The following is a 22497-nucleotide window of genomic DNA, read 5'->3' on the forward strand; positions in this document are numbered from 1 at the left end:
CCCGTCACCTTGTTATTAGAATGTTTCAAAACGCAGTGACCCAGGAGCACAGTATGACCGTTAAAGTTATCGTCACCGATATGGACGGAACTTTCCTTGATGATGCCAAGCAGTACGATCGTGACCGCTTCCAGGCACAGTTTGAGCAGCTTAAATCCCGCGATATTGAATTCGTTGTCGCCAGCGGTAACCAGTATTACCAGCTCATCTCCTTCTTCCCCGAGCTGAAAGAGCAGATCTCCTTCGTGGCGGAAAACGGCGCGCTGGTGTTCGACCACGGCGAACAGATTTTCCACGGCGAGCTGACCCGCCATGAGTCGCAGATTGTTATTGGCGAACTGCTGAAAGACAAAGGGCTGAACTTTGTGGCCTGCGGGCTGGAGAGTGCCTACGTCAGCGACCAGGCCCCTGAAGCGTTCGTGGCGCTGATGTCAAAGCACTACCACCGCTTAAAGCGCATCAGCGATTACCGCGAAATTGACGACGTGCTGTTTAAGTTCTCCCTGAACCTGCCGGACAGCGATATCCCGAACCTGGTCGATAAACTGCACGTCTCCCTGGACGGCATCATGAAGCCGGTCACCAGCGGTTTCGGTTTTGTCGATTTGATTATCCCCGGCCTGCACAAGGCCAACGGCATCAGCCGCCTGCTGAAACGCTGGAAAATCTCCCCGCAGGAGTGCGTGGGCATTGGCGACAGCGGCAACGATGCCGAGATGCTGAAGCTGGTGAAATACGCCTTTGCGATGGGCAACGCAGCAGAGAGCATTAAAGACATTAGCCACTACTGCACCGACGATAACAACCATCAGGGCGCGCTGAACGTTATTCAGGCCGTGCTCGACAACCACTCTCCTTTCGACGCCTGATCCTTTCCTTGCCGGAGCCCCGCTCCGGCCTCTCACTCTTTTTCCATCCTGTGGCTTGCGTCAAGTTTTTAAACTTGCATTAACTTATTTTTAACTTAAAGTATCACTTGTAGACATTTTTACTTTCGAATGAAAGATGCGAGGCAGTTATGACCTTTACCAGTGAAACGTTGCCAGCGGATCACAAAGCGGCAATCCGTCAGTTAAAACGTGAGTTACGCGCGCAGATCGGCGACGTGCAGGCGGTGTTTAATAAGCTCAGCGATAAAATTGCCACCCGCGTGGCGGAGATCAACGCCCTTAAAAACAAAGGTGAATCCGTCTGGCCGGTGATTCCGTTTGCCGATGTGAAAAACGGCACGATGACAGAAGCACAGCGCGAAGCGGTAAAACGCCGCGGCTGCGCGGTGATTAAAGGTCACTTCCCGCGCGAGCAGGCGCTGGCGTGGGATCAGTCGATGCTCGACTACCTCGATCTGAACAAGTTTGACGAGGTCTACAAAGGGCCAGGCGATAACTTCTTCGGCACCTTAACCGCCTCCCGTCCGGAGATTTACCCGATCTACTGGTCGCAGGCGCAGATGCAGGCGCGCCAGAGCGAAGAGATGGCGCAGGTGCAGTCGTTCCTGAACCGTTTATGGACATTCGAGAGCAACGGCAAGCAGTGGTTCGACCCGGACGTGAGCGTCATTTATCCGGACCGCATCCGCCGCCGCCCGCCGGGAACGACCTCCAAAGGGCTGGGCGCGCACACCGATTCCGGCGCGCTGGAGCGCTGGCTGCTGCCGGCCTACCAGCAGGTGTTTGCCCGCGTGTTTGACGGCAACGTCGAGAAATACGATCCGTGGAACGCCGCGCACCGCACCGAAGTGGAAGAGTACACCGTGGATAACACCACCAAGTGCTCGGTGTTCCGCACCTTCCAGGGCTGGACGGCGCTGTCGGACATGATCCCCGGACAGGGCCTGTTGCATGTGGTGCCGATCCCGGAAGCGATGGCGTACATTCTGCTGCGTCCGCTGCTGGACGACGTGCCGGAAGATGAACTCTGCGGCGTCGCGCCGGGGCGCGTGCTGCCGATTTCCGAGAAGTGGCACCCGCTGCTCATCGAAGCGCTGACCAGCATTCCGGCACTCGAAGCGGGCGATTCCGTGTGGTGGCACTGCGACGTGATCCACTCCGTCGCGCCGGTGGAAAATCAACAGGGCTGGGGCAACGTGATGTACATCCCCGCCGCGCCAATGTGCGAGAAAAACCTCGCCTACGCGAAAAAGGTCAAGGAAGCGCTGGAAACCGGCGCGTCGCCGGGAGACTTCCCGCGTGAAGATTATGAAAAGAGCTGGCAGGGCCGCTTTACCGTGAACGATCTCAACATCCACGGCAAGCGCGCGCTGGGCATGGCTTAACTGTCGTACAGCCCTTCCCGCTCCACGGCGGTGCGTCGTTTCCCCTGACGTATCCGCCGTACCGATTCCCGCACGGCCAGCGTGCCGTTTAGCAGTAACGTTCCTACCGGCGCGTCCGGGCGCATCAGCCTCTGCTGGAGCATATGCACCGCTTCCGTTCCCAGCTCATCGCGGGGAACATGCACCGCCGTTAAGGGCACATCCTGAATCGCCGCCAGGTTAAAGCCGTCAATGCTCATCACCGAGACGTCCTGCGGCACGCGCAGACCGTGGTTTTGCAGCGCGCTGATGGTGCCCGCCGCCATAAAGTCACCCCCGACCAGGAACGCCGTCGGCAGGTCTTTTCCCTGCTGTTGGTTAAGCCACTCACTCACCAGCTGCTCCGTCTCTCTGGCGCTGAAGCTTGGCACTACCAGCAGGTCGCGCCTGTCGTTAAACCTGAGGTTATGGGCGTGCCACGCGTCGCGGATCCCCGCCAGGCGCAGCTCCATGGTGTAGCGACGCAGGCACAGCACGTTCATCACCTCGCGGTGCCCCATCTCGAACAGGTACTCTGCCGCCCGCTCGCCGATGGCGCGATGATCCGGCGCGACGGCAGGGAGGCGCATGTGGCGGTCCCGGCAGTTGATCAGCATGCAGGGTTTTCCCACGTCCACCGCCAGATCGTGGATATGCGGATCGTCGATACCGAGCAGAATCGCCGCCTGGGTATCGGGCTCGTTCATGCGTGCCAGAAACAGCTGGGCATCGCTGTCGTTCTCCTCCAGCGCGCAGTAGCGCAGGCGAACCTCGTGCGAGGCCAGCCCTTTGCTCACGCTCTGGATCACGCGGTAGTAAAAGATGTCGGACCGCTCGTCAAAGGCACGCTGAGGAGCAAAAACCACCAGGCTGTTAAGCAGCAAGCGCCCCGCCGCCATGCCGTCCATCACCCCCAGCTCCCTCGCGCACGCCAGTACCTTAGCCCGCGCCTTTTCACTGGTATTCGCTTTTCCCGCCAGCACGCGCGAGACGGTGCTGATGGAGAGCTGCGTCCGGGCCGCAATTTCGGTGATTTTTAGCCTTTTGTCCATTTTGTGATCTGGCTCCATTTGCGAAATGAAAAAATTTTCATAGCGTATCCATCAGGCAATAACTGACATAAAAGCCATCATGCCAGAGGGTTAAGGTCAGTTATGAGAAATTTTGCACAAAATCCGCTATTGCCTGCTCATTTTCTCCCTTAAGGTGAACTTGTCACACAACTTCCATACTAGTTGTATACCAACTTAAGTATTCTAAACGGATAGAAATCAAAGGCATAACAATCTGTGTGACACCTGAACCTCCGTCCCCTTACCGTCCGTCTTGTGGAGAGTAAAATGAGTCAGGACATTAATAACACCGTTGCGACCAGCAAAACCCGTCGCGTCATCAAGAACCTGCGCTGGTACGTGCTGGTGCTGTTCTTACTTGGCGTCACCGTTAACTACATCACCCGTAACTCGCTGGGGATCCTCGCTCCGGAACTGAAAGAGAGCCTCGGGATCACCACCGAGCAATACTCCTGGATCGTCGGCGCGTTCCAGATCGCCTACACCATTTTCCAGCCCCTGTGCGGCTGGCTGATCGACGTTATCGGCCTCAAGATTGGCTTTATGGTCTGCGCCGGGATCTGGGCGCTGATGTGTATCTTCCACGCGGGCGCCGGAAGCTGGCTGCATCTGGCGATTCTGCGCTTCTTTATGGGCGCCTCAGAGGCCGCCGCCACTCCGGCGAACGCTAAAACTATCGGCGAATGGTTTCCGAAATCGGAGCGTCCCGTTGCCGCCGGCTGGGCGGGCGTGGGCTTCTCCATCGGCGCGATGCTGGCCCCACCTATCATCTACTTCGCGCACGCCTCATTCGGCTGGCAGGGTGCGTTTATGTTCACCGGCGTGCTGGCGCTGCTGTGGGTGATCCTCTGGTGGGTGTTCTACCACAACCCGGAACAGCACCCGAACCTGAGCAAGGACGAACTGGCGTTTATTAAGCAGGATAACGAACCCGCACCGGTCAAGCTGCCCTTCCTGACGGCGCTGAAAACTGTATCGAAAAACAAACGTTTTTACGGTATCGCCATTCCGGCCTTTATGGCGGAACCGGCCTGGGCGGTGCTGAGCTTCTGGGTGCCGCTGTACCTCGCCAAAGAGCACGGCATGGATCTGAAGCAGATCGCGATGTTCGCCTGGCTGCCGTTCCTCGCCGCCGACCTCGGCAGCGTGGCAAGCGGCTACCTGACGCGCCTGTACACCCGCTGGTTCGGCTGCACCCGCGTGAACTCGGTCGTCGCAAGCTCCGTCACCGGCGCATTCCTGATGATTTCTCTCGCTGTCGTCGCCGTGACCCGCGACCCGTATATCACCATCGTGCTGATCTCCATCGGCGGCTTCGGGCACCAGATCATCTCCTGCATGCTGAGTGCCCTGGTCGTTGAGTCGTTCGACAAAGGCCAGATGGCGACCGTCAACGGCATGCGCGGCTCGGCGGCGTGGATCGCCAGCTTCCTGTTCTCGCTGTTAATCGGGGTGACCGCCGACAAAATCGGCTTTAACCCGCTCTTTATTGCCATGGGCTTCTTTGACCTGATTGGCGCTGTCTTCCTGGTAGCATTTATTGCTGAACGTCGCGCCAAGCGCGCCTGATAGTGGATGTATTGCATATGAAAACCCTGAAAAACTGGACCGTTGATACGCAGTCGGCGAACCATCTGGAACTGCTGGTGGATAACCAGCACCGCCTGTGCCTGTATGTGCTGGAAGAGAACCTGTTCCGCGTGCTGATTAAGCGCAAAGGCGAGCTGGCGCTGGACCGCACCTGGAGCATCGCGCCGGAACAAGACGTGCCGTGGGAAGGCCGCCGTCGTGACGACTTGAGCGGTTTCTCCTGCCCGGCCTGGACGCTGACGCAGCAGGACGACACATTAACCGTAGCGACTGAACAGCTGCGCGTGACCGTCCACCAGCCCCTGTGGCTGGAGTGGCACTACCGCAATGACGCAGGCGAGTGGCAGCCGCTGGTCAATGACCGTCCGACCAGCGCCTACCTGCTGAACGCCCACGGCGACGGCGTGGCGCACTACCTCAGCCGCCGTAAGGACGAGCGTTTCTACGGCCTGGGCGAGAAAGCGGGCGATCTGCAGCGCAACGGCAAACGTTACGAGATGCGCAACCTTGACGCGATGGGGTACAACGCGGCCAGCACCGACCCGCTGTACAAGCACATCCCGTTCACTATCACCCGCCGCGATGACGTGAGCTACGGCCTGTTCTACGACAACCTGAGCAGCTGCTGGCTGGATCTGGGCAACGAGATCGACAACTACCACACCGCCTACCGTCGCTGGCAGGCGGAAGCGGGTGATATTGATTACTACATCTTTACCGGCAAGCGCGTGCTGGACGTGACCAAAGCCTTCGTACGCCTGACCGGGAAAACGCTGTTTGGGCCGAAGTGGAGCCTGGGCTACAGCGGCTCGACCATGCACTACACTGACGCGCCGGATGCGCAAAACCAGCTGATGAACTTCATCCGCCTGTGCGAAGAGCACGCCATTCCGTGCGACTCGTTCCAGCTCTCGTCCGGCTATACCTCCATCAACGGCAAGCGCTACGTCTTTAAGTGGAACTACGACAAGGTGCCGCAGCCGAAGGTGATGAGCCAGGCGTTCCACGATGCGGGGCTGAAGCTTGCGGCCAACATCAAGCCGTGCCTGCTGCAGGATCATCCGCGCTATAACGAAGTGGCGGAGAGCGGCCTGTTCATTCGCGATTCAGAAACCGATGCACCCGAACGTTCCAGCTTCTGGGATGACGAAGGCTCGCACCTCGACTTTACCAACCCGCAGACGGTGCAGTGGTGGCAGAACGGCGTCACCACGCAGCTGCTGGAGATGGGTATCGACTCCACCTGGAACGACAACAACGAATATGAAGTGTGGGACGGGGAAGCCCGCTGCTTTGGCTTCGGCAAGGAGATCGCCATCAAGCACATTCGCCCGGTGATGCCGCTACTGATGATGCGCGCCTCGCTGGAAGCGCAGCAGCGTTTCGCGCCGGAAAAACGTCCGTATCTCATCTCCCGCTCCGGCTGTGCCGGGATGCAGCGCTACGTTCAGACCTGGAGTGGCGATAACCGCACTAACTGGGACACCCTGCGCTATAACATCCGCATGGGGCTGGGCATGAGCCTGTCCGGGCTTTTCAACGTCGGCCACGACGTCGGGGGTTTCTCCGGCGACAAGCCGGACGCAGAGCTGTTTGTGCGCTGGGTGCAGAACGGCGTGATGCATCCGCGCTTTACCATTCACTCGTGGAACGATGACCACACCGTGAACGAGCCGTGGATGTACCCGGGCGTCACGCCCGCCATTCGCGGCGCGATTGAGCTGCGCTACCGCCTGCTGCCGTACCTCTACACCCTGCTCTGGCAGGCGCACGCCGACGACGAGCCGATGCTGCGCCCGACCTTCCTCGACCACGAGCACGACGCGCAGACCTTCGAAGAGTGCGATGACTTCCTGCTGGGCCGCGACCTGCTGGTGGCCAGCGTCGTTGAAGCCGGGCAGCGCAAGCGCCGCGTCTGGCTGCCGGATAACGAAACCGGCTGGTACGATTTTTACACCCACGCGTGGTATGCGGGGGGCCAGTCGATCGTCCTCGATGCCCCGCTGGAACAACTTCCGCTGCTGGTGCGCGCCGGTGCCGCTCTTCCGCTCAGCGAGCGCATCCGTCACGTGAGCGCCGATAAAGACGATACCCGCGAGCTGAAGCTGTTCCCGGTGAAGGGCGTGGGGACAACCTCAGGAATGCTGTTTGAAGACGACGGCGAAAGCTGGGGCTACCAGAACGGCAATGCGCTGTGGGTGGAGTGGGAAATGGTGTGCGACGGCGCAACCATCAACCTGAAGGTCAACGCGCGCGGGGACTATCGTCCGGCGTGGAAGGCGCTGAAGGTGTCGTTGCCGGTAGGGGAAAAACGTACGCTGCTGGTGAACGGGGTTGAAGGGGGCGAGTGGGTGCTCTGAACAATGCCGGGTGGCGGCTTCGCCTTACCCGGCCTACAAACTGATCCGTAGGCCCGGTAAGCGAAGCGCCACCGGGCTTTTTTTAGCCGTCGATACCTTTACTGCGCAGGTAATCTTCGTAGTTACCGGTGAAGTCCACCACGCGCTCTGGCGTAATTTCGATCACGCGGGTCGCCAGCGAGCTGACGAACTCACGGTCGTGAGAGACAAAGATCAGGGTGCCCTGATACATCTCCAGCGCCATGTTCAGCGACTCAATAGATTCCATATCCAGGTGGTTGGTCGGTTCGTCCATCACCAGAATGTTTGGTTTTTCCATCATCAGCTTGCCGAACAGCATACGGCCCTTCTCACCACCGGAGAGCACTTTGGCTGGCTTCTTGATATCGTCCTGGCTGAACAGCAGACGCCCCAGAATGCTGCGCACCGCCTGCTCGTCGTCGCCTTCCTGCTTCCACTGGCTCATCCAGTCGAAGACGGTGAGGTCGTTTTCGAATTCGTATTCATGGTCCTGCGCGTAGTAACCAATCTGCGCGTTTTCAGACCATTTCACGGTGCCGTTATCCGGTTGCAGTTCCCCCACCAGGGTTTTCAGCATAGTGGATTTACCCACGCCGTTGGCGCCCAGAATGGCGATCTTCTCGCCCACTTCCAGCAGCAGGTTGAAGTTTTTAAACAGCGGGCCTTCATCGAAGCCTTTGGTAAGCGCTTCCACTTCCAGCGCGTTACGGAACAGCTTCTTGTCCTGCTCGAAGCGGATGAACGGGTTCTGACGGCTGGATGCTTTAACTTCTTCCAGCTTGATTTTGTCGATCTGACGGGCGCGCGACGTTGCCTGACGCGATTTTGAGGCGTTGGCGCTGAAGCGGCTGACGAAGGACTGCAGGTCCGCAATCTGCGCTTTCTTCTTGGCGTTATCCGCCAGCAGACGTTCACGCGCCTGGGTGGCCGCCGTCATGTACTCGTCGTAGTTGCCCGGATAAACGCGCAGCTCGCCGTAGTCCAGATCCGCCATGTGGGTACAGACCATGTTCAGGAAGTGACGGTCGTGCGAGATGATGATCATGGTGCTGTCACGGTCGTTCAGCGTCTGCTCCAGCCAGCGGATGGTATCGATGTCCAGGTTGTTCGTCGGTTCGTCGAGCAGCAGGATGTCCGGGTTAGAGAACAGCGCCTGAGCCAGCAGCACACGCAGCTTCCAGCCTGGCGCGACTTCGCTCATCAGGCCGTAATGCTGTTCGACCGGAATGCCCACGCCCAGCAGCAGCTCGCCCGCACGCGCTTCCGCAGAGTAACCGTCCATTTCGCCGTACTGGGTTTCCAGATCGGCCACTTTATAGCCGTCTTCTTCGCTCATTTCGGCCAGCGCGTAAATGCGATCGCGCTCCTGCTTCACTTCCCACAGCTCCGCGTGCCCCATGATCACGGTGTCGAGCACGGTGAACTCTTCGAAGGCGAACTGATCCTGACGCAGCTTACCGATGCGCTCGTTAGGGTCGAGCGACACGTTGCCGAGCGTCGGCTCCAGGTCACCGCCGAGGATCTTCATGAAGGTGGATTTTCCGCTACCGTTGGCGCCAATCAGGCCGTAACGGTTGCCGCCGCCAAATTTGACGGAAATGTTTTCGAACAGCGGCTTACTGCCAAACTGCATAGTGATATTGTTGCAAAGAAGCAAAATTGATACTCTCTTGTAAGTTACTGAGGTGTATATGAAACAAAACGGAAAAGCATACTCTTACATAAGATTTTCATCAAAGAAGCAGGAACAAGGCGACTCTGTAAGGCGCCAAATCGAACTTGCAGAACAGTATGCACATGCTAATAGTCTAATTCTATCAGATAAGAACTTCCAAGATCTCGGAATCTCAGCATTCAAAGAGGGAAACAGGCCTTCGCTTGGAGATATGCTCGAAGCAATTGAGAATGGTCAAATTGAGCAAGGCTCGACTATCATCATTGAATCGCTGGACCGTCTGAGCCGTCGAGGTATCGACGTAACCCAACAAATCATTAAGTCAATTCTGCAAAACAACGTCTTCATCGCTTCGTTGGTTGATGGCTTATTACTAAATCGAGAATCCGTCAATGATCTAGTAAGTGTCATTAGGATAGCTCTGGCTGCCGATCTTGCGCATAAAGAGTCTGAGAAAAAGTCTCAACGTTTACGTGAGACGAAAGCACAACAGCGCAAACGAGCCTTAAACGGTGAAGTCATCAATAAAGTCCTCCCTTTCTGGTTAGAACGAAAACAAGATAAGTTTGTTTTTAGTGAAAGGCTTGACACAGTTAAACGGATCATCGAGTTAAGACGAAAAGGATATGGAACACATAAAATAGCCAAGATCTTAAACAACGAATGTCATAAACCATTACGTTCTACTGGGTGGAATCATACGACTGTTGGGAAAACGATTAATTCCGTTGCACTTTACGGAGCATATCAAACTTCAGAAACAACTAAGAATCGAGAAGTGATTCTTCTTGATATTGTTGAGAACTATTACCCTTCGGTTATCAGCAAAGAAGAATTCATGCTTTTGCAAGCTGATCATAAAAAGAATAAATCCGGATATAAATCTGAAAATAATCCTTTTACAGGGTTATTAAAACACTCGTGTGGTGGAGCACTCGTAAGAAAATTCCACATTGCTTCTGGGAAAACATATCAATATCATGTTTGCGCTAACGCAAGAGATGGTAATTGTAATGTCACAAGAAATTTTAAAAACATAGAAATAGCACTCTATCGGATAATGAAAGAACTCAGAATGGAGAAAAAAACCAGTTTTGACAAATCATTATTAGCGGAAAAAGAAACAATAAAAACAAAGATTCAAGAGTTAAACAACATGCTTCTCAATCTATCAAAAATTCCTATGAGTGTAATACAAACAATAAGTAACCTTGAGGATAAACTACAAATAACAGAAGAAAAAATTAATCAACAAAACAGTATTGTCGTTTCTGAAAAGGCATTTAACTTTAACCTATTGCAGGAGATCAAAGATCCTCAGGAACTGAACATGATGTTAAAACGCGTTATTGAAAAAATCATCATATTTAATTCTGGTGAAAAATGGAGAATAAAGGTTTTGTACAGAAACAGACACTCACAGAATTTCCTTTGGGACGGAGAAAATATTAGTTTTAGATCTGATACAAATAAACTTTTAGAATTTACTAAATCTCTAGCGAATGAAGATTAATCACTCTAAACATATTGTTATCAGCCTTAACATCATATAACATATAGGGCTTCGCGCTAAAACATTTATTATTTATAAAATAAAGACATTCCTAATGAGTACTAATAAAATCACTCAAGACAGATACGAAATGGTTTATATTAAACAAAACAATGTTGTTATAGTCCATAGAGAGCCTTATACGATTTCAGTACTAACAAGGGAACAGGCAGAAGAATTCGGGTACGATATTTCTAAAATGAAGGAATATGAAATTATCAGTATTAATGGGATACCAGAGGATGGATATGAATTGGTCGAGTATTATGATGATTATCAGGAACCAGACATAACAAGAGGGGAAATTAACCATGACAACCCTGAACTGGATAAAATAATATCTGATTTATTTAAATAACCTATAGGGTTTTACATAATTGTATATGGAGTAAATATTTACTCCATATTTAATACTTAAGAGCATATTTAACCTGACGCTATATTGCTCATATGTTTTTGTTAAGACCATTACACTTATAAATCAACATTGCCTTCTTATAATAAACAATTATTTTCTTTATTAAAACTCTTTTCGTTTTTAATTCCTAATGTTAAAATGAAGAAACGCTTAACCTCATCTGGAGTTCTATCAAAAATGAGCATTATACTTAAGAAAAAAACAGTCCTGTTTTGCTCAATTATTGGAGTGGCAATGACCATTTTAATTACTTTTGTAGTTTTTCATTATAGAGAATATACTTCTTACACAGACAGTATAGAAACCAATGGCAAGACTGGATTAGAAAAAAAACTAGGGAAATACTTTATTGATAACAACATAAATGAGTTAGAGAAGGAAAAAGAAAATTTATCAAAGCAATTAATTATGTGGCAAGGTAAACCAGAGTCTCCACAAAAGATAAGAGAAACCCAAATAAAAACAGATATCCTTTCAAAAAACAAGGACTTTGATTATGACGCATATAAGTATGAATATCTTGGGAACAAAAGAATAATAACATATATAAATATCGAATCAGAAAACCAGTCAATTTATAAAATGCTTTATCCAACTATTGATTGTTTAGGAAAAACATTCGTACCAACATTTGAAGGAGATAAACCTAAATCAAAAATTGAATGTGAAAAAGAAGTTAAAGAAACATATGCGTTAGCTTCTAAAAACCAAAGTGATATAATTGAAAAAATAAACAACATTGATAAACATATAATTGACACAATTAAACCACTGCAAGAAGAAGTGAAGAACAATGGTGGATATGTCCAAAGATGGATGGCAGGTCCGACTTATAATACATGTTCTGAACACATAGCTATAGCATCAGATAATACACCGGGAGCATTCAAAACAAAAATAGAATGCGTAGACGACATTACTAAAAAAATACAATTAGTCGATGAGAAAAACATAATGAGGGAAAAAATATCTTCATACATCCCTTTCGCAATTATAATAGCATTGATACTTTTCGTGCCTGTTTTGTTGAAGTTACTTTTACTAATTTTTAAAGTAATTTGGTCTGCATGGCTTTTGTTTATTGAAAAAACTTTCGAATCAGCAAACCGAACTGAGAAAAAAATAAAGATTGATGCTAATGTCAAGATAAAAGACAGCAAAGATAAAGAATGACAAATTAGGGACTGATTTCTAGTCCCCAAAAAAACAGAACCAAATACATATAGTGAATTTAGATTATCACTATCCCTCATATTTCAATAACCTATTGATATGGTTAATTATTTCTTTCTTATCATTACCGCTTAGTTTATTAAACTTCAATACCAATTCAGCCATAACATCATCAATAGTATAGAAATAATTCTCCGGCACTTTCAATATTTTCGCAAGTTTGCACATCATATCAAAATCTGGAGTATGTTTTCCTCTCTCATATTGATTCATCCTAGCACTAGCTGAGGCCTCATCAATACCTGCAAGTACACCAAGTTTTTCTTGTGAAATCCCAGCCCTAAGACGAGCTTCCTTCAACCTTTTTATAAGCATATAAACCTCAGCCAAGTTCTTTGGCTAAGATTTTCTTAGTTTTAAATCGCAAATTTACTAAGGATTACTTAGCAAGTGGGTTTTATATAGTTATTAACTGCTAATAAACTCCCTTAACCGTAAAAATACATGATTGTTAGGCCGACTTACCCGTAGATGCAGATGATTACCGACTATGGTTTTATACGAATTTCATCAAGTAAATTATAGTTTCTTTCAGCTTCTCTAAAACAGACTAATGCATTGATTTAAATTAATTTTAATGATTCTTCCCGTAGTTTTTCTTGATAAACAACTGTAGTCAATCTAGGTATGGTTACACTAAGTAAATCTTAGTTTATAATGCATCCATAACTAAGACTTACTTAGTTAGATGGTGGCAGAAGGAAAATCCATACCTGTTACCCATGTCTATCGACTACCACCAGTTACTCGGTAGACAAATCCTTAACACAGCAGACTTGGGAGGCTAAAAAATGTCCAGCACCACATCTACGTGGTCGGGTGTCCAGAAGCGAGGATGTCGAACGTGAGATCGACGAAGCCTCAAAGCTCAATTCTAATTAGCAAAACATTATTTAGGTCAAAAATGTTAAAAACTTCTATTTTACCTCTGGCAGTAATTTTTTCCGTTGTAATGCTTACCGGTTGTAATAAGGAGCCAATTCCAGATTTTGAATGTTCTTATAAACAATCCGGCACAGGTGTAACTGACACGCATAAGTTTAAAAGCCGTAAACTGTCTGATGATGAGAAATACTTCATCTACGAATCAGATGACCAAGGATATAAAATTAAACTTGAAGTAGATCGTCGAACACTATCAGCAACAATGATAATGACAGAAAACAAGACCAATGAGGTCTTATCTTACTTAACAGGGAGTTGCAAATGAAACGATTAGTTTTAGCTTCTTTATTAGCGTTCTCGTTTGGTGCTTCTGCATATTCTGTAAATATGGAAGAACTCACTAACTTCGGAAATCAAATGCGAGATCGATTTTCTCCACCAAGTGAAATACAAAAAGCTAATAACGCACCAACTTGTTTCGCTATCGTGTCTAATGAAAAAACAGGTAAAATAACTCGTACCAAGTTGGAATTGGTTGGCGAGCATTCACAAAAAGGAACACAGCATACCTACCATGAAGAAGATAATACTGGTAGCACTACAGTCTGGTTCGATAGTCGTACTGGCAAAGGGCAGATATCAATAATGGACAGTCAGGAAGTTATTGCTAGTGGAACAGTGAGTAATTGTAAGTAAATTATCCTATTTCATTAAACCTACTATCAGTAAAGATACGATCTGTGGAATTATACATGATCGTATCTATAATGCATCTTCGATGCAGTGGCAAAGCCACATTCTATCTTCTCAGGCTTAGTTAGTAATAATAACTAATAGAAAACCTGTAGAACCATTATAACATTCATTTTTTAAAGCAAATAATAAATGCATTCGTTAATGATAATCATGCATCTTCGATGCATGTGGCAAAGCCACATTCTATCTTCTTAGGCTTAGTTAGTAGTAGTAAATAATAGATAACTTCTAGAACCATTATAACACTCAATTTTTAAAGCAAATAACAAATGCTTCATTTTTCTTGTCAGATATAAGTGGTCGTAAAGGCATTATACTTACGATACCACAGTTTTCGTGAAGCAAATTGAACGTATTTTGAGCAGTAAATTCTGTATCGCTACTAGCTACTTTCCAAGAGCATTACGCAATGTTGTGCGAGAAACAGGTTGGCCTAACATTCTCAAATGAGCCAACATTTGAGCCTCAGTAGCGTTCTGAGCGATTAACTCACTCAGATTTGTACGAATCATGTCATAACGTTCTAAAGCTTCCTGGCGCCGTTTAGACGACCTTATTGCTACCGAGCGATGTACAGCTTCCAGCTTATAACCATAACTTTTACCCTGTTTACGACCATTTGCAAAACCATCTTTGATACGTTCAGCGATCCGCTTGCGTTCAAAAGTTGCCACTGAAGCCATAATGGTCAAAATCATTTCACCAATCGGGGTAGATACGTCAAGCGCAATATCAAGAATTCTTAACGTGACATTTCGTTTTTGAAGCCACTTAACGGTGTTTAGACAATCAGCTGTATCACGGAATCCACGATCAAGTTTAGCAATAATGATCGTATCGCCGTCCTTTAACTCGCTAATTAACTTCTGCGCTTCTGGCCGTAGAGAGAAAAGAATTGAGCCTGAAACGTTCACATCTGAAAATATTTTAAAAACTTGAGCGTGTGATTTTATTTGAGTAATTTGGTTGTCCGTAGTACCATTTTCAGTATCAGCTTTAGAAACTCGTGTATATGCGTAAATTGTCATACTGCCTCCTTTAGTATAAAATTATAACCAGTAACGATCGATATGTACATCTGCCCAACTGGTTATTAATTATTGGCGTCCCTGAGATTCATTTATCTTCATATAAATTAACGCACATACAATAACCACCATTAAAACACTGTACAAATAAACAGTTTCAAGATATAATGTTTACAACTATTCTATTCTAGTGGATTAAGTGAGTATGGCTACTGGCATTAATAAATCAGAGCAATTATCAATGGATTCATTGTTGGCAGATTCAGCTAAAAGTGAGCCGTTTGCTTTGCCAACAAATGATCAAAGTATTTGCTTTGTTTATCCTAATAAAATCCCCAAAGATGAATTATTAAAACCTGTAAAACAAAAATATATTGCTTTTGAAAAAAACAGTAAAAAATATATCAATTCAATCCCTACCGATAGCTTGATTTTAGCGGATAACTATTTTGGATTGAAAAAATTACTTGAAACTTACACTTCAAAGGTTAAGTTAATTTATCTTGACCCTCCATATGGTACCGGTATGGATTTTCAATCCAGAGATCTCAAACATGCTTATCGTGATGTAATGGGAACAGCTCCTTGGCTGGAATTTATTCGTCGTCGATTGATTTTTATGCGTGAACTTCTTGCCAATGATGGTAGCATTTATATTCATATTGGTCATCAGATGCTTTTCCATCTAAAAGTCATCATGGATGAGGTTTTTGGAGAGGATAATTTCAGAAACTTAATTGTTAGGAAAAAATGTAGTTCCAAAAACTATACTAAAAATCAGTATCCAAACATTAACGATTATATTTTATTTTACAGTAAATCAAAAAATATGGCATTTGATAACCCAGGAATGCCAGCAGAGCTAGATTGGATTTCAAAAGAATATAATAAAAAAGATGAAAAAGGTCTTTTTAAATTAGTTCCCATACATGCTCCAGGTACGCGTAATGGTGAAACAGGAAAACCTTGGAGAGGTATGAATCCACCTCCAGGAAAGCACTGGCAGATGTCACCTGAAAAATTAGAGGAGTTAGCTAATAAGGGCGAGATTCATTGGTCTAAAACAGGAAACCCAAGAAGAAAAGTTTATCTTTCACAAGATAAGAAATTACCTTTGACAGATTATTGGGACAAGTTTAGAGATGCGCATCATCAAAGTATAAAAATTACTGGTTATCCAACGGAAAAAAACTTTGACATGTTGAAAAAGATCATTGAAGCAAGTACTGTAGCTGGCGATCTAGTGTTAGACCCATTTTGCGGTTCAGGGACAACATTACACGCAGCTCAAGAATTAGATAGGAAATGGTTGGGCATAGATCAATCTTTCCAAGCAATAGTAACTTCTATTCGTAGATTAAACTTCGGTTTAGAACCTATGGGGGATTTTGTTAATACAAAACCCACAGTAAAAAATGAAGTTCTTAAATTATCTGACAAAGAATTTAATTTCGTTGTTGATGATGACGTTTATACAAAACATACAAAAGAAATTGAGTTACTGCTTAATGAGTTTAATTAACTGATTTTTAGTTAAGTGTATGAAGACAACTGTATTACACTGATTGTCTTCATATCACTTCTGTTATAATTACAAATCATTAATGATTTAATAACCACTTTTCAGTTATTCTATCATCTGCTGTTTTTAACGTTGTAACTCTAACATTACCTTCCCATTGACCATCAAGATAACAGGTTTCATACCAAGTATCATTGTGAGTAAGTCCCGGCCCATCCGAAAGAAATACTATTTTAAAGTTCTCACCAGACTGGAGACTAAACTGCATTGCTTTATTAACTTTATCATTATTTCCTCCGGTTCTGTCATCAGATTGCGATCCTCCACGGGTGCTATCATACCGAGCAAAGCCTATAGCCCTTACTTGATTAGCAAATAAATCCTTAATAATGAAATCGCACGGACATGAACCAATAAATTGAGGGAAGATTGTGTTTAACTCAATATCGCGACCAGCCCCTCGTGGACCGTCAATTGAGAAATATGAACCTAATTTTTCTTCAAACCAATCAAAAAACATGTCTGTCAGCACATAACCTTGCTGTCCGCGGTCATCGTACTCTCCTAACAAAGATGCTAATGAGCAAATCTCTTCATTGGTGATATTTGAAAATTGCGCCTGTAATGTTGTTATATCTTTAAACAATTCACCAAAAGCATTATATAAATCGCTAGTAGCTATTTTAGTAATCTTTTTTGTGGCCTCTGTATCTAATACAGTGCATACACATCGTCTAAAAATCTTTAATAAAGACATACGCACATCAGCGCTAAAAGCGCCCGGATTGCGGATTTTAAATAACACGTCATAACTACTTTGAGAAGTCATTACAATTTCTCTAAACAACTGAATCATTGGCGTATAATTACTAACTCTCTGAGGAAGAAATTCCGGAAAAGTTCTAGAGTTTGGGATAGCAGTAACAACATCCAATCGATTTTGAATCATTGCAAAATAACTGTTAATATTAAAAGTCATATCAAAATCCTTTTAAAATATTTTGATATACAATACTCTTATTCCATCTAAATCTCAAGTTGTTGATATAGCTCGATTTGAAAGACCACTGTGTTTTTATATAGTATACTTATACTCTTTTAGGCCAAACTGAGCCAGTTTCGAGTGGGGGAGAAATTATATAATTATAAAATATAAGCAATATCACCTATATGCCATTTTTGCATAACAAACAACTTTTCATGATAACGGATGGTTCTTTAATCTGAACATTGATAGCTATTCCAACTTTAACACTGTAGATCTTCTTAACTCCCTTCAGTTGGCACAGTCATCCATCAACCATCAACCATCTTCAAACACAAAACATACGTTTTTTTCACTTTGAAACTACATTGTGACGTTGCTGGTAACTAACACGGGGAGATTCCTGCGAAAAGTGTGATAAACACGGCATTATGCCACAATTCCGAATTGAGATCCCGTGTTGCGGCGATCCACTAAACTTTAACAAAATCGAAAAAAATGTGATTTCGTACACATCTGAATTCCCTGTTAGCGGGAATGCACATATAATGCGCTCCCATCACAGATTCAGACTTATCAACTCATCGCCAGAATGGCTTAGATACCTCGCACAACATGAACATGAAATTAACAACGCTTTTTGCGGCGGCGTTAGCCGTAGTAGGTTTTTGTAAGACCGCGTCTGCGGTGACGTATCCCCTGCCGACAGACGGAAGCCGTCTGGTGGGTCAAAACCAGGTGGTGACGGTGCCTGAGGGTAACACGCAGCCGCTGGAGTACTATGCTGCGCAGTATCAGCTGGGCCTGTCCAACATGCTGGAAGCCAACCCGGGCGTTGATCCGTATCTGCCGAAAGCGGGTACCGTGCTGAACATCCCTCAGCAGCTGATCCTGCCGGATACCGTTCATGAAGGCATCGTGATCAACAGCGCCGAAATGCGTCTGTACTACTATCCGAAAGGTACTAACACCGTTATCGTGCTGCCAATCGGTATCGGCCAGTTGGGCAAAGACACCCCGCTGAACTGGACCACCAAAGTTGAGCGTAAGAAAGCGGGCCCAACCTGGACGCCGACCGCGAAAATGCACGCGGAATACATCGCTGCTGGCGAACCGCTGCCCGCCGTTGTGCCGGCAGGTCCGGATAACCCTATGGGCCTGTACGCACTGTATATTGGCCGCCTGTACGCCATCCACGGGACCAACGCCAACTTCGGTATCGGCCTGCGCGTAAGCCACGGCTGCGTGCGTCTGCGTAACGACGACATTAAGTTCCTGTTCGAAAACGTGCCGGTCGGTACGCGCGTGCAGTTCATCAACGAACCGGTGAAAGCAACGTCTGAGCCAGACGGCAGCCGTTATATTGAGGTGCACAACCCGCTGTCCACCAGCGAAGACCAGATCAACAACAACGAGATCGTGCCAATTTCGCTGAACAGCGCGGTGCAGTCCGTGACCTCTCAGGCTGACGTGGAAACGACCATCGTTGACCAGGCGATTCAAAACCGTTCCGGTATGCCGGTTCGTTTGAACTGATAGAGCAACATTAAAAAAGCGGGCTTCGATGCCCGCTTTTTTTTATCCGTTATTGACGATCACAATCCCGCCGTGGTCGTAGCGATAGTGGCAATGGGCGTACTCCAGCGCTGTGCCGTCCTCCAGGTAAATCACCTGCTCCACCTCCAGCACCGGATCGGTCTGCTCACAGATTAAGTGCTGCATATCCAGCGCGTTTGGCTTCAGCGCGCGCACGACGCGATACGACCCCATAATTTTCAGCCCCAGCGTCTCCTGCACGTACTGGAACACCGAACCTTCAAGATGGCTTTTCGTCAGGCCGGGAACCAGATTCATCGGCATTATCGTTGAATCCAGCGACATGGGTTCCCCGTTCAGCAAACGCAGACGAATAAAGTCATAAACAGGCGCATCGGCGTTAATCATCAGCGACGCCTGCTCTTTTTCGTTCGGGAAGCGCAGTTCAAAATGCACCACCTGGCTGGTGACCGTACCCAGATGTTCCCAGGTTTTGGTGGCGCCGAAGTAGTCGCTGCCGGAGAGATCCCACCGGGAAAGCTGAAGGAAATTCTTGCGGATAAACGTTCCCTGCCCCTGACGGGTATAGACCAGCCCTTCGACGATAAGCTGGCGCATGGCCTGCTGAATGGTCATCCGGCTGGTGCTGAACTCCGCCGCCAGCGCAAACTGGTCCGGCAGGGGTTCATTGGCGGCGTACTGCTGGGTGATGATACGTTTCTTAATTTCCCGCGCTATGGTGATGTACTTCGCCGCCATCGTCCTTCCTTACCGTTAGTTTTCTATCCCGCTGTTTTTCAACGCCACTCGCTCGGCAATCTTGAGGAAAGGCAGGTAGAAGAATACACCAAATACGATGATTGCCAACTGCACCACCACCGCCCGCCAGTCCCCCGCCGTCGCCAGCCAGGCGCTGAGGATCGGCGGCGTGGTCCACGGGATCATCACCACGCAGCGGGACATTAACCCCAGCGTGGTGCAGAGCCAGGCAAAGTAAATGCCAATGGCGGGCAGCAGCACAAACGGGATCATCAGCGGCAGGTTAAAGACGATCGGCAGGCCGAAAATGACCGGCTCGTTGATGTTGAACAGGCCCGGCGCCAGCGACAGACGCGCCACCTGTTTCGCCGATTGTTGCCGCGAGAAGATAAAAATGGCGATCAGCAGCGAGATCGTGCTGCCGGTACCGCCCACCATGCCGAACGTCGGCACGAAGATATTGTTGATGATGTGCGGGATGGGCTGTCCGTTGGCGAAGGCCAGCATGTTCTCGTTGGTGTTAATCAGCAGGAACGGCTCCAGCACCACGCTGTTGACCACCGACTGATGAATACCCAGCGTGAACAGGAAGTTACCGAAGCTGTAGATGAAAATCGTCCCCGGCAGGCTGGTATTGATCAGCCGCAGCGGCTGCTGGATAAAGGTCGTAATGAGGTGGATCAGATCCGTGTGCAGCACATTCGTCAGCAGCGCCGCCAGCACGGCGAACACTGACAGGGTAAGAATGGTTGGGATCAGCGCGGTAAAGGATTGGCTGACCGCCGGGGGCACGTTCTCCCCCAGCGAAATGTGCAGCGCCTTCAGCCGCGAAATGGCGATAAACAGCTCCGTTGAGAGTAGCCCGATCAGCACCCCGGCGAAAATCCCGGTAGAGCCGATATTGGCGAACGTCAGCACCTGCGTGACGTTCACCGCGGCGTCGCTGCCGACGGGCGTAATCTGTAAGCGCATCGGCATCATGATGATAAAACTGCTGACGGCGATAACCACTGCCGAGACCGGGTTGCCGAAATCTTTGTTGCGCGCCAGCGACCAGGCAATCATCGGCGCCAGCAGCAGCGCGGCAATGTTCAGCGTGCCGTTGACGATCGCCTCGCCCCAAACCTTAAACTGCGCGAGCGTGTCGCCCTCAAAAATCCACGGGAACACCACGTTGTTCACCAGCACCGCCAGACCGGCGAGGATGAAAATCGGCATCACCGTGGCGAAGGCGTCGCGCAGGGAGCGCAGGTGCACCTGGTTTGCCAGGCGCGCCGAGAACTCAACAAATTTATCGACAAAAGACTGCATGTGCGGTGTTATTTTTGCTTCAGACATAGCGGATAATTCCCATCAATCAGTCACAAAAACGGCCCGGCAGCGTACGGCTTACATCTCGCGTCCGTTGGTATGGATAACCTGTTTTAACCACGCGTAGCTTTTCTTCGGCACACGCTTCAGGTCTTTCAGGTCGTGGTTTTCCCGGTTGACGTACACCACGCCGTAGCGCTTACGCATGTCGCCCTGGGAGCTGAGAATGTCGATTAACCCCCAGCCGAGGTAGCCGATCACCTCTGCCCCGTCCTCGAACATCGCGTCCTTCATGGCGTTGATATGTGCCCGGTGGTAGTCGATGCGGTAGATGTCGTCGATTGGATTTACGCCGTCCCAGGACTCAATCACCCCAATACCGTTTTCAATCGGGAAGACCGGCATCCGCCAGTCGTTGGCGTAGCGGGTGATGATGGTGCGAAAGCCCAGCGGATCGATCTGCCAGTTCCACTCGGTGGCTTTCAGGTACGGGTTGTTTTTCTCGCCGTGCAGCAGGTAATAGTTCACCGGCGTGCCTTCCGGGATCGCATCGCTGTCCAGCGTTTTGCTGGCGTAATAGCTGAAGGCCATAAAGTCGTTTTTAGTGCGCGCCAGCAGCGCTAAATCCTCGGCGCGATAGATATCGCCAAAGCCTTCCTGCTCGACCACCGCCATCACCGCCGGGCTGTAGCCCTGCCCTGCGAAGACGCGCAGCAGGTTCTGGTTGAGGAACTCGTCATACTGCTGGGCGCAGAAGATATCGCGCGGTTTGCAGGTGGCCGGGTAGATCAGCTGGTGCGCCAGCATGCCGCCCATCAGCTGTCCCGGTTTGGTCTGGTGCAGGTACTCGGTCAGCGACATGTGCGCCACCATCGCATGGTGCTGCAGCTCGTACAGCTCGCGCAGGGTTTGCTCCCCTTTCATGTAGCCTGAAATGCGGAACGCTTCCGGCATATGGAAGATGTTCTGCTCGTTGAAGGTCAGCCAGTACTTCACGCGGTCGCCGAAGCAGTCGATCATCTTTTTGCCGTAGCGGATAAAGGCGTCCATCACGCGGCGGTCGTTGAAGCCGTTGTGCTCCTGCGCCAGCGCCAGCGGCATGTCGAAGTGGTACAGGCAGACCATCGGCTCGATGCCGCGTGCGATCAGATCGTCAATAAAGCGGTCGTAAAACGCGATGCCTTCGTCGTTGAACGCGCCGTCGCCCTGCGGACAGACGCGGCTCCAGGATATCTGGAAGCGGTAGCAGTTCATGCCCAGATCCTGCATCAGGTCGAAATCTTCCCGGTAGCGGTGGTAGGAGTCGGTCGCGACTTTCCAGTCGGAGATGTTTTCTCCGGCTTCGCGAATGTCGTAGACCGACATCCCCTTCCCACCCTCGTTCCATGCGCCTTCCGTCTGCATGCTGGACACCGAGTTGCCCCATAAAAAGTTGGCTGGCAGCGAATTGTTCATGCTCTTTCCCTATATGACTAGTCATTTAATATTTAATGACTAGTC

General features: G+C 48.7%; 19 protein-coding genes. 11 read left to right on the forward strand and 8 right to left on the reverse strand.

The window, feature by feature from the left end:
• Positions 1–53 precede the first annotated feature (53 nt).
• Positions 54–869 carry a Cof-type HAD-IIB family hydrolase gene (locus D5066_RS21830; RefSeq protein WP_119917197.1) on the forward strand — a complete coding sequence of 272 codons (816 nt, stop codon included), beginning with the start codon at positions 54–56 and terminating at the stop codon, positions 867–869.
• Between the two features lie 149 nt (positions 870–1018).
• Positions 1019–2275 carry a DUF1479 domain-containing protein gene (locus D5066_RS21835; RefSeq protein ID WP_119917198.1) on the forward strand — a complete coding sequence of 419 codons (1257 nt, stop codon included), beginning with the start codon at positions 1019–1021 and terminating at the stop codon, positions 2273–2275.
• On the opposite strand, the gene D5066_RS21840 is transcribed toward D5066_RS21835, so the two are convergent.
• A complete protein-coding gene (locus D5066_RS21840) occupies positions 2272–3345 on the reverse strand; it encodes a LacI family DNA-binding transcriptional regulator (RefSeq protein WP_119917218.1) in 1074 nt (357 codons plus the stop codon). The two genes, D5066_RS21835 and D5066_RS21840, sit on opposite strands and share 4 nt — an antisense overlap.
• 288 nt (positions 3346–3633) lie before the next feature.
• On the opposite strand from D5066_RS21840, the gene D5066_RS21845 reads away from it, so the two are divergent.
• Complete coding sequence (locus D5066_RS21845) at positions 3634–4935, forward strand: MFS transporter (protein WP_080327800.1); 1302 nt, start codon at positions 3634–3636, stop codon at positions 4933–4935.
• Positions 4936–4952: 17 nt separating this feature from the next.
• Positions 4953–7316 carry a glycoside hydrolase family 31 protein gene (locus tag D5066_RS21850; RefSeq protein WP_133300926.1) on the forward strand — a complete coding sequence of 788 codons (2364 nt, stop codon included), beginning with the start codon at positions 4953–4955 and terminating at the stop codon, positions 7314–7316.
• A gap of 82 nt (positions 7317–7398) precedes the next feature.
• Here the strand turns inward: D5066_RS21850 and D5066_RS21855 are convergent, their stop codons facing one another.
• Positions 7399–8994, reverse strand: a complete 1596-nt coding sequence (locus tag D5066_RS21855) for an ABC-F family ATPase (protein WP_119917200.1) — start codon at positions 8992–8994, stop codon at positions 7399–7401.
• Positions 8995–9028: 34 nt separating this feature from the next.
• On the opposite strand from D5066_RS21855, the gene D5066_RS21860 reads away from it, so the two are divergent.
• The 3 genes from D5066_RS21860 (at position 9029) to D5066_RS21870 (ending at position 12155) form a co-directional block, all read left to right on the forward strand.
• Positions 9029–10525: a recombinase family protein gene (locus D5066_RS21860; protein ID WP_119917201.1), complete on the forward strand. Its 1497-nt coding sequence runs from the start codon at positions 9029–9031 to the stop codon at positions 10523–10525.
• 94 nt (positions 10526–10619) lie between these two features.
• The gene (locus D5066_RS21865) at positions 10620–10922 is read left to right on the forward strand and encodes a hypothetical protein (protein ID WP_119917202.1); all 303 of its coding nucleotides are present in this window, start codon (positions 10620–10622) and stop codon (positions 10920–10922) included.
• 237 nt (positions 10923–11159) lie between these two features.
• Positions 11160–12155: a hypothetical protein gene (locus D5066_RS21870; protein ID WP_119917203.1), complete on the forward strand. Its 996-nt coding sequence runs from the start codon at positions 11160–11162 to the stop codon at positions 12153–12155.
• Positions 12156–12224: 69 nt separating this feature from the next.
• On the opposite strand, the gene D5066_RS21875 is transcribed toward D5066_RS21870, so the two are convergent.
• Positions 12225–12530 (reverse strand): helix-turn-helix domain-containing protein, encoded by a 306-nt coding sequence (locus D5066_RS21875; protein WP_032667125.1) that lies wholly within the window; start codon positions 12528–12530, stop codon positions 12225–12227.
• Positions 12531–13119: 589 nt separating this feature from the next.
• Between D5066_RS21875 and D5066_RS22865 the strand changes: the two genes are divergently transcribed.
• Entirely contained in the window at positions 13120–13425 is a 306-nt protein-coding gene (locus D5066_RS22865; protein ID WP_133300927.1) for a hypothetical protein, read from the forward strand.
• Complete coding sequence (locus D5066_RS22870; protein WP_133300928.1) at positions 13422–13796, forward strand: hypothetical protein; 375 nt, start codon at positions 13422–13424, stop codon at positions 13794–13796. The genes D5066_RS22865 and D5066_RS22870 overlap by 4 nt, the downstream gene beginning before the upstream one ends.
• A 446-nt stretch (positions 13797–14242) precedes the next feature.
• On the opposite strand, the gene D5066_RS21880 is transcribed toward D5066_RS22870, so the two are convergent.
• The gene (locus tag D5066_RS21880) at positions 14243–14884 is read right to left on the reverse strand and encodes a recombinase family protein (protein WP_119917204.1); all 642 of its coding nucleotides are present in this window, start codon (positions 14882–14884) and stop codon (positions 14243–14245) included.
• A gap of 205 nt (positions 14885–15089) precedes the next feature.
• Here D5066_RS21880 and D5066_RS21885 point away from each other — a divergent pair, with 205 nt between their 5' ends.
• The gene (locus D5066_RS21885) at positions 15090–16406 is read left to right on the forward strand and encodes a DNA methyltransferase (protein ID WP_119917205.1); all 1317 of its coding nucleotides are present in this window, start codon (positions 15090–15092) and stop codon (positions 16404–16406) included.
• 79 nt (positions 16407–16485) lie between these two features.
• Here the strand turns inward: D5066_RS21885 and D5066_RS21890 are convergent, their stop codons facing one another.
• Entirely contained in the window at positions 16486–17385 is a 900-nt protein-coding gene (locus D5066_RS21890; RefSeq protein WP_119917206.1) for a hypothetical protein, read from the reverse strand.
• Between the two features lie 621 nt (positions 17386–18006).
• Here D5066_RS21890 and ldtB point away from each other — a divergent pair.
• On the forward strand, positions 18007–18927 hold the full coding sequence (gene ldtB, locus D5066_RS21895) for a L,D-transpeptidase (RefSeq protein ID WP_080327803.1): 921 nt from the start codon (positions 18007–18009) through the stop codon (positions 18925–18927).
• Between the two features lie 42 nt (positions 18928–18969).
• Here ldtB and D5066_RS21900 read toward each other — a convergent pair whose 3' ends face one another.
• The 3 genes from D5066_RS21900 to D5066_RS21910 are packed head-to-tail and all read right to left on the reverse strand — an operon-like array spanning position 18970 to position 22452.
• On the reverse strand, positions 18970–19686 hold the full coding sequence (locus D5066_RS21900) for a GntR family transcriptional regulator (RefSeq protein ID WP_080327804.1): 717 nt from the start codon (positions 19684–19686) through the stop codon (positions 18970–18972).
• Positions 19687–19701: 15 nt separating this feature from the next.
• The gene (locus D5066_RS21905) at positions 19702–21024 is read right to left on the reverse strand and encodes a PTS sugar transporter subunit IIC (protein WP_119917207.1); all 1323 of its coding nucleotides are present in this window, start codon (positions 21022–21024) and stop codon (positions 19702–19704) included.
• 51 nt (positions 21025–21075) lie between these two features.
• On the reverse strand, positions 21076–22452 hold the full coding sequence (locus tag D5066_RS21910) for a glycoside hydrolase family 1 protein (RefSeq protein ID WP_119917208.1): 1377 nt from the start codon (positions 22450–22452) through the stop codon (positions 21076–21078).
• Between the last annotated feature and the right edge of the window lie 45 nt (positions 22453–22497).

It is taken from the genome of Enterobacter chuandaensis, assembly GCF_003594915.1.
GTDB classification, from domain to species: domain Bacteria; phylum Pseudomonadota; class Gammaproteobacteria; order Enterobacterales; family Enterobacteriaceae; genus Enterobacter; species Enterobacter chuandaensis.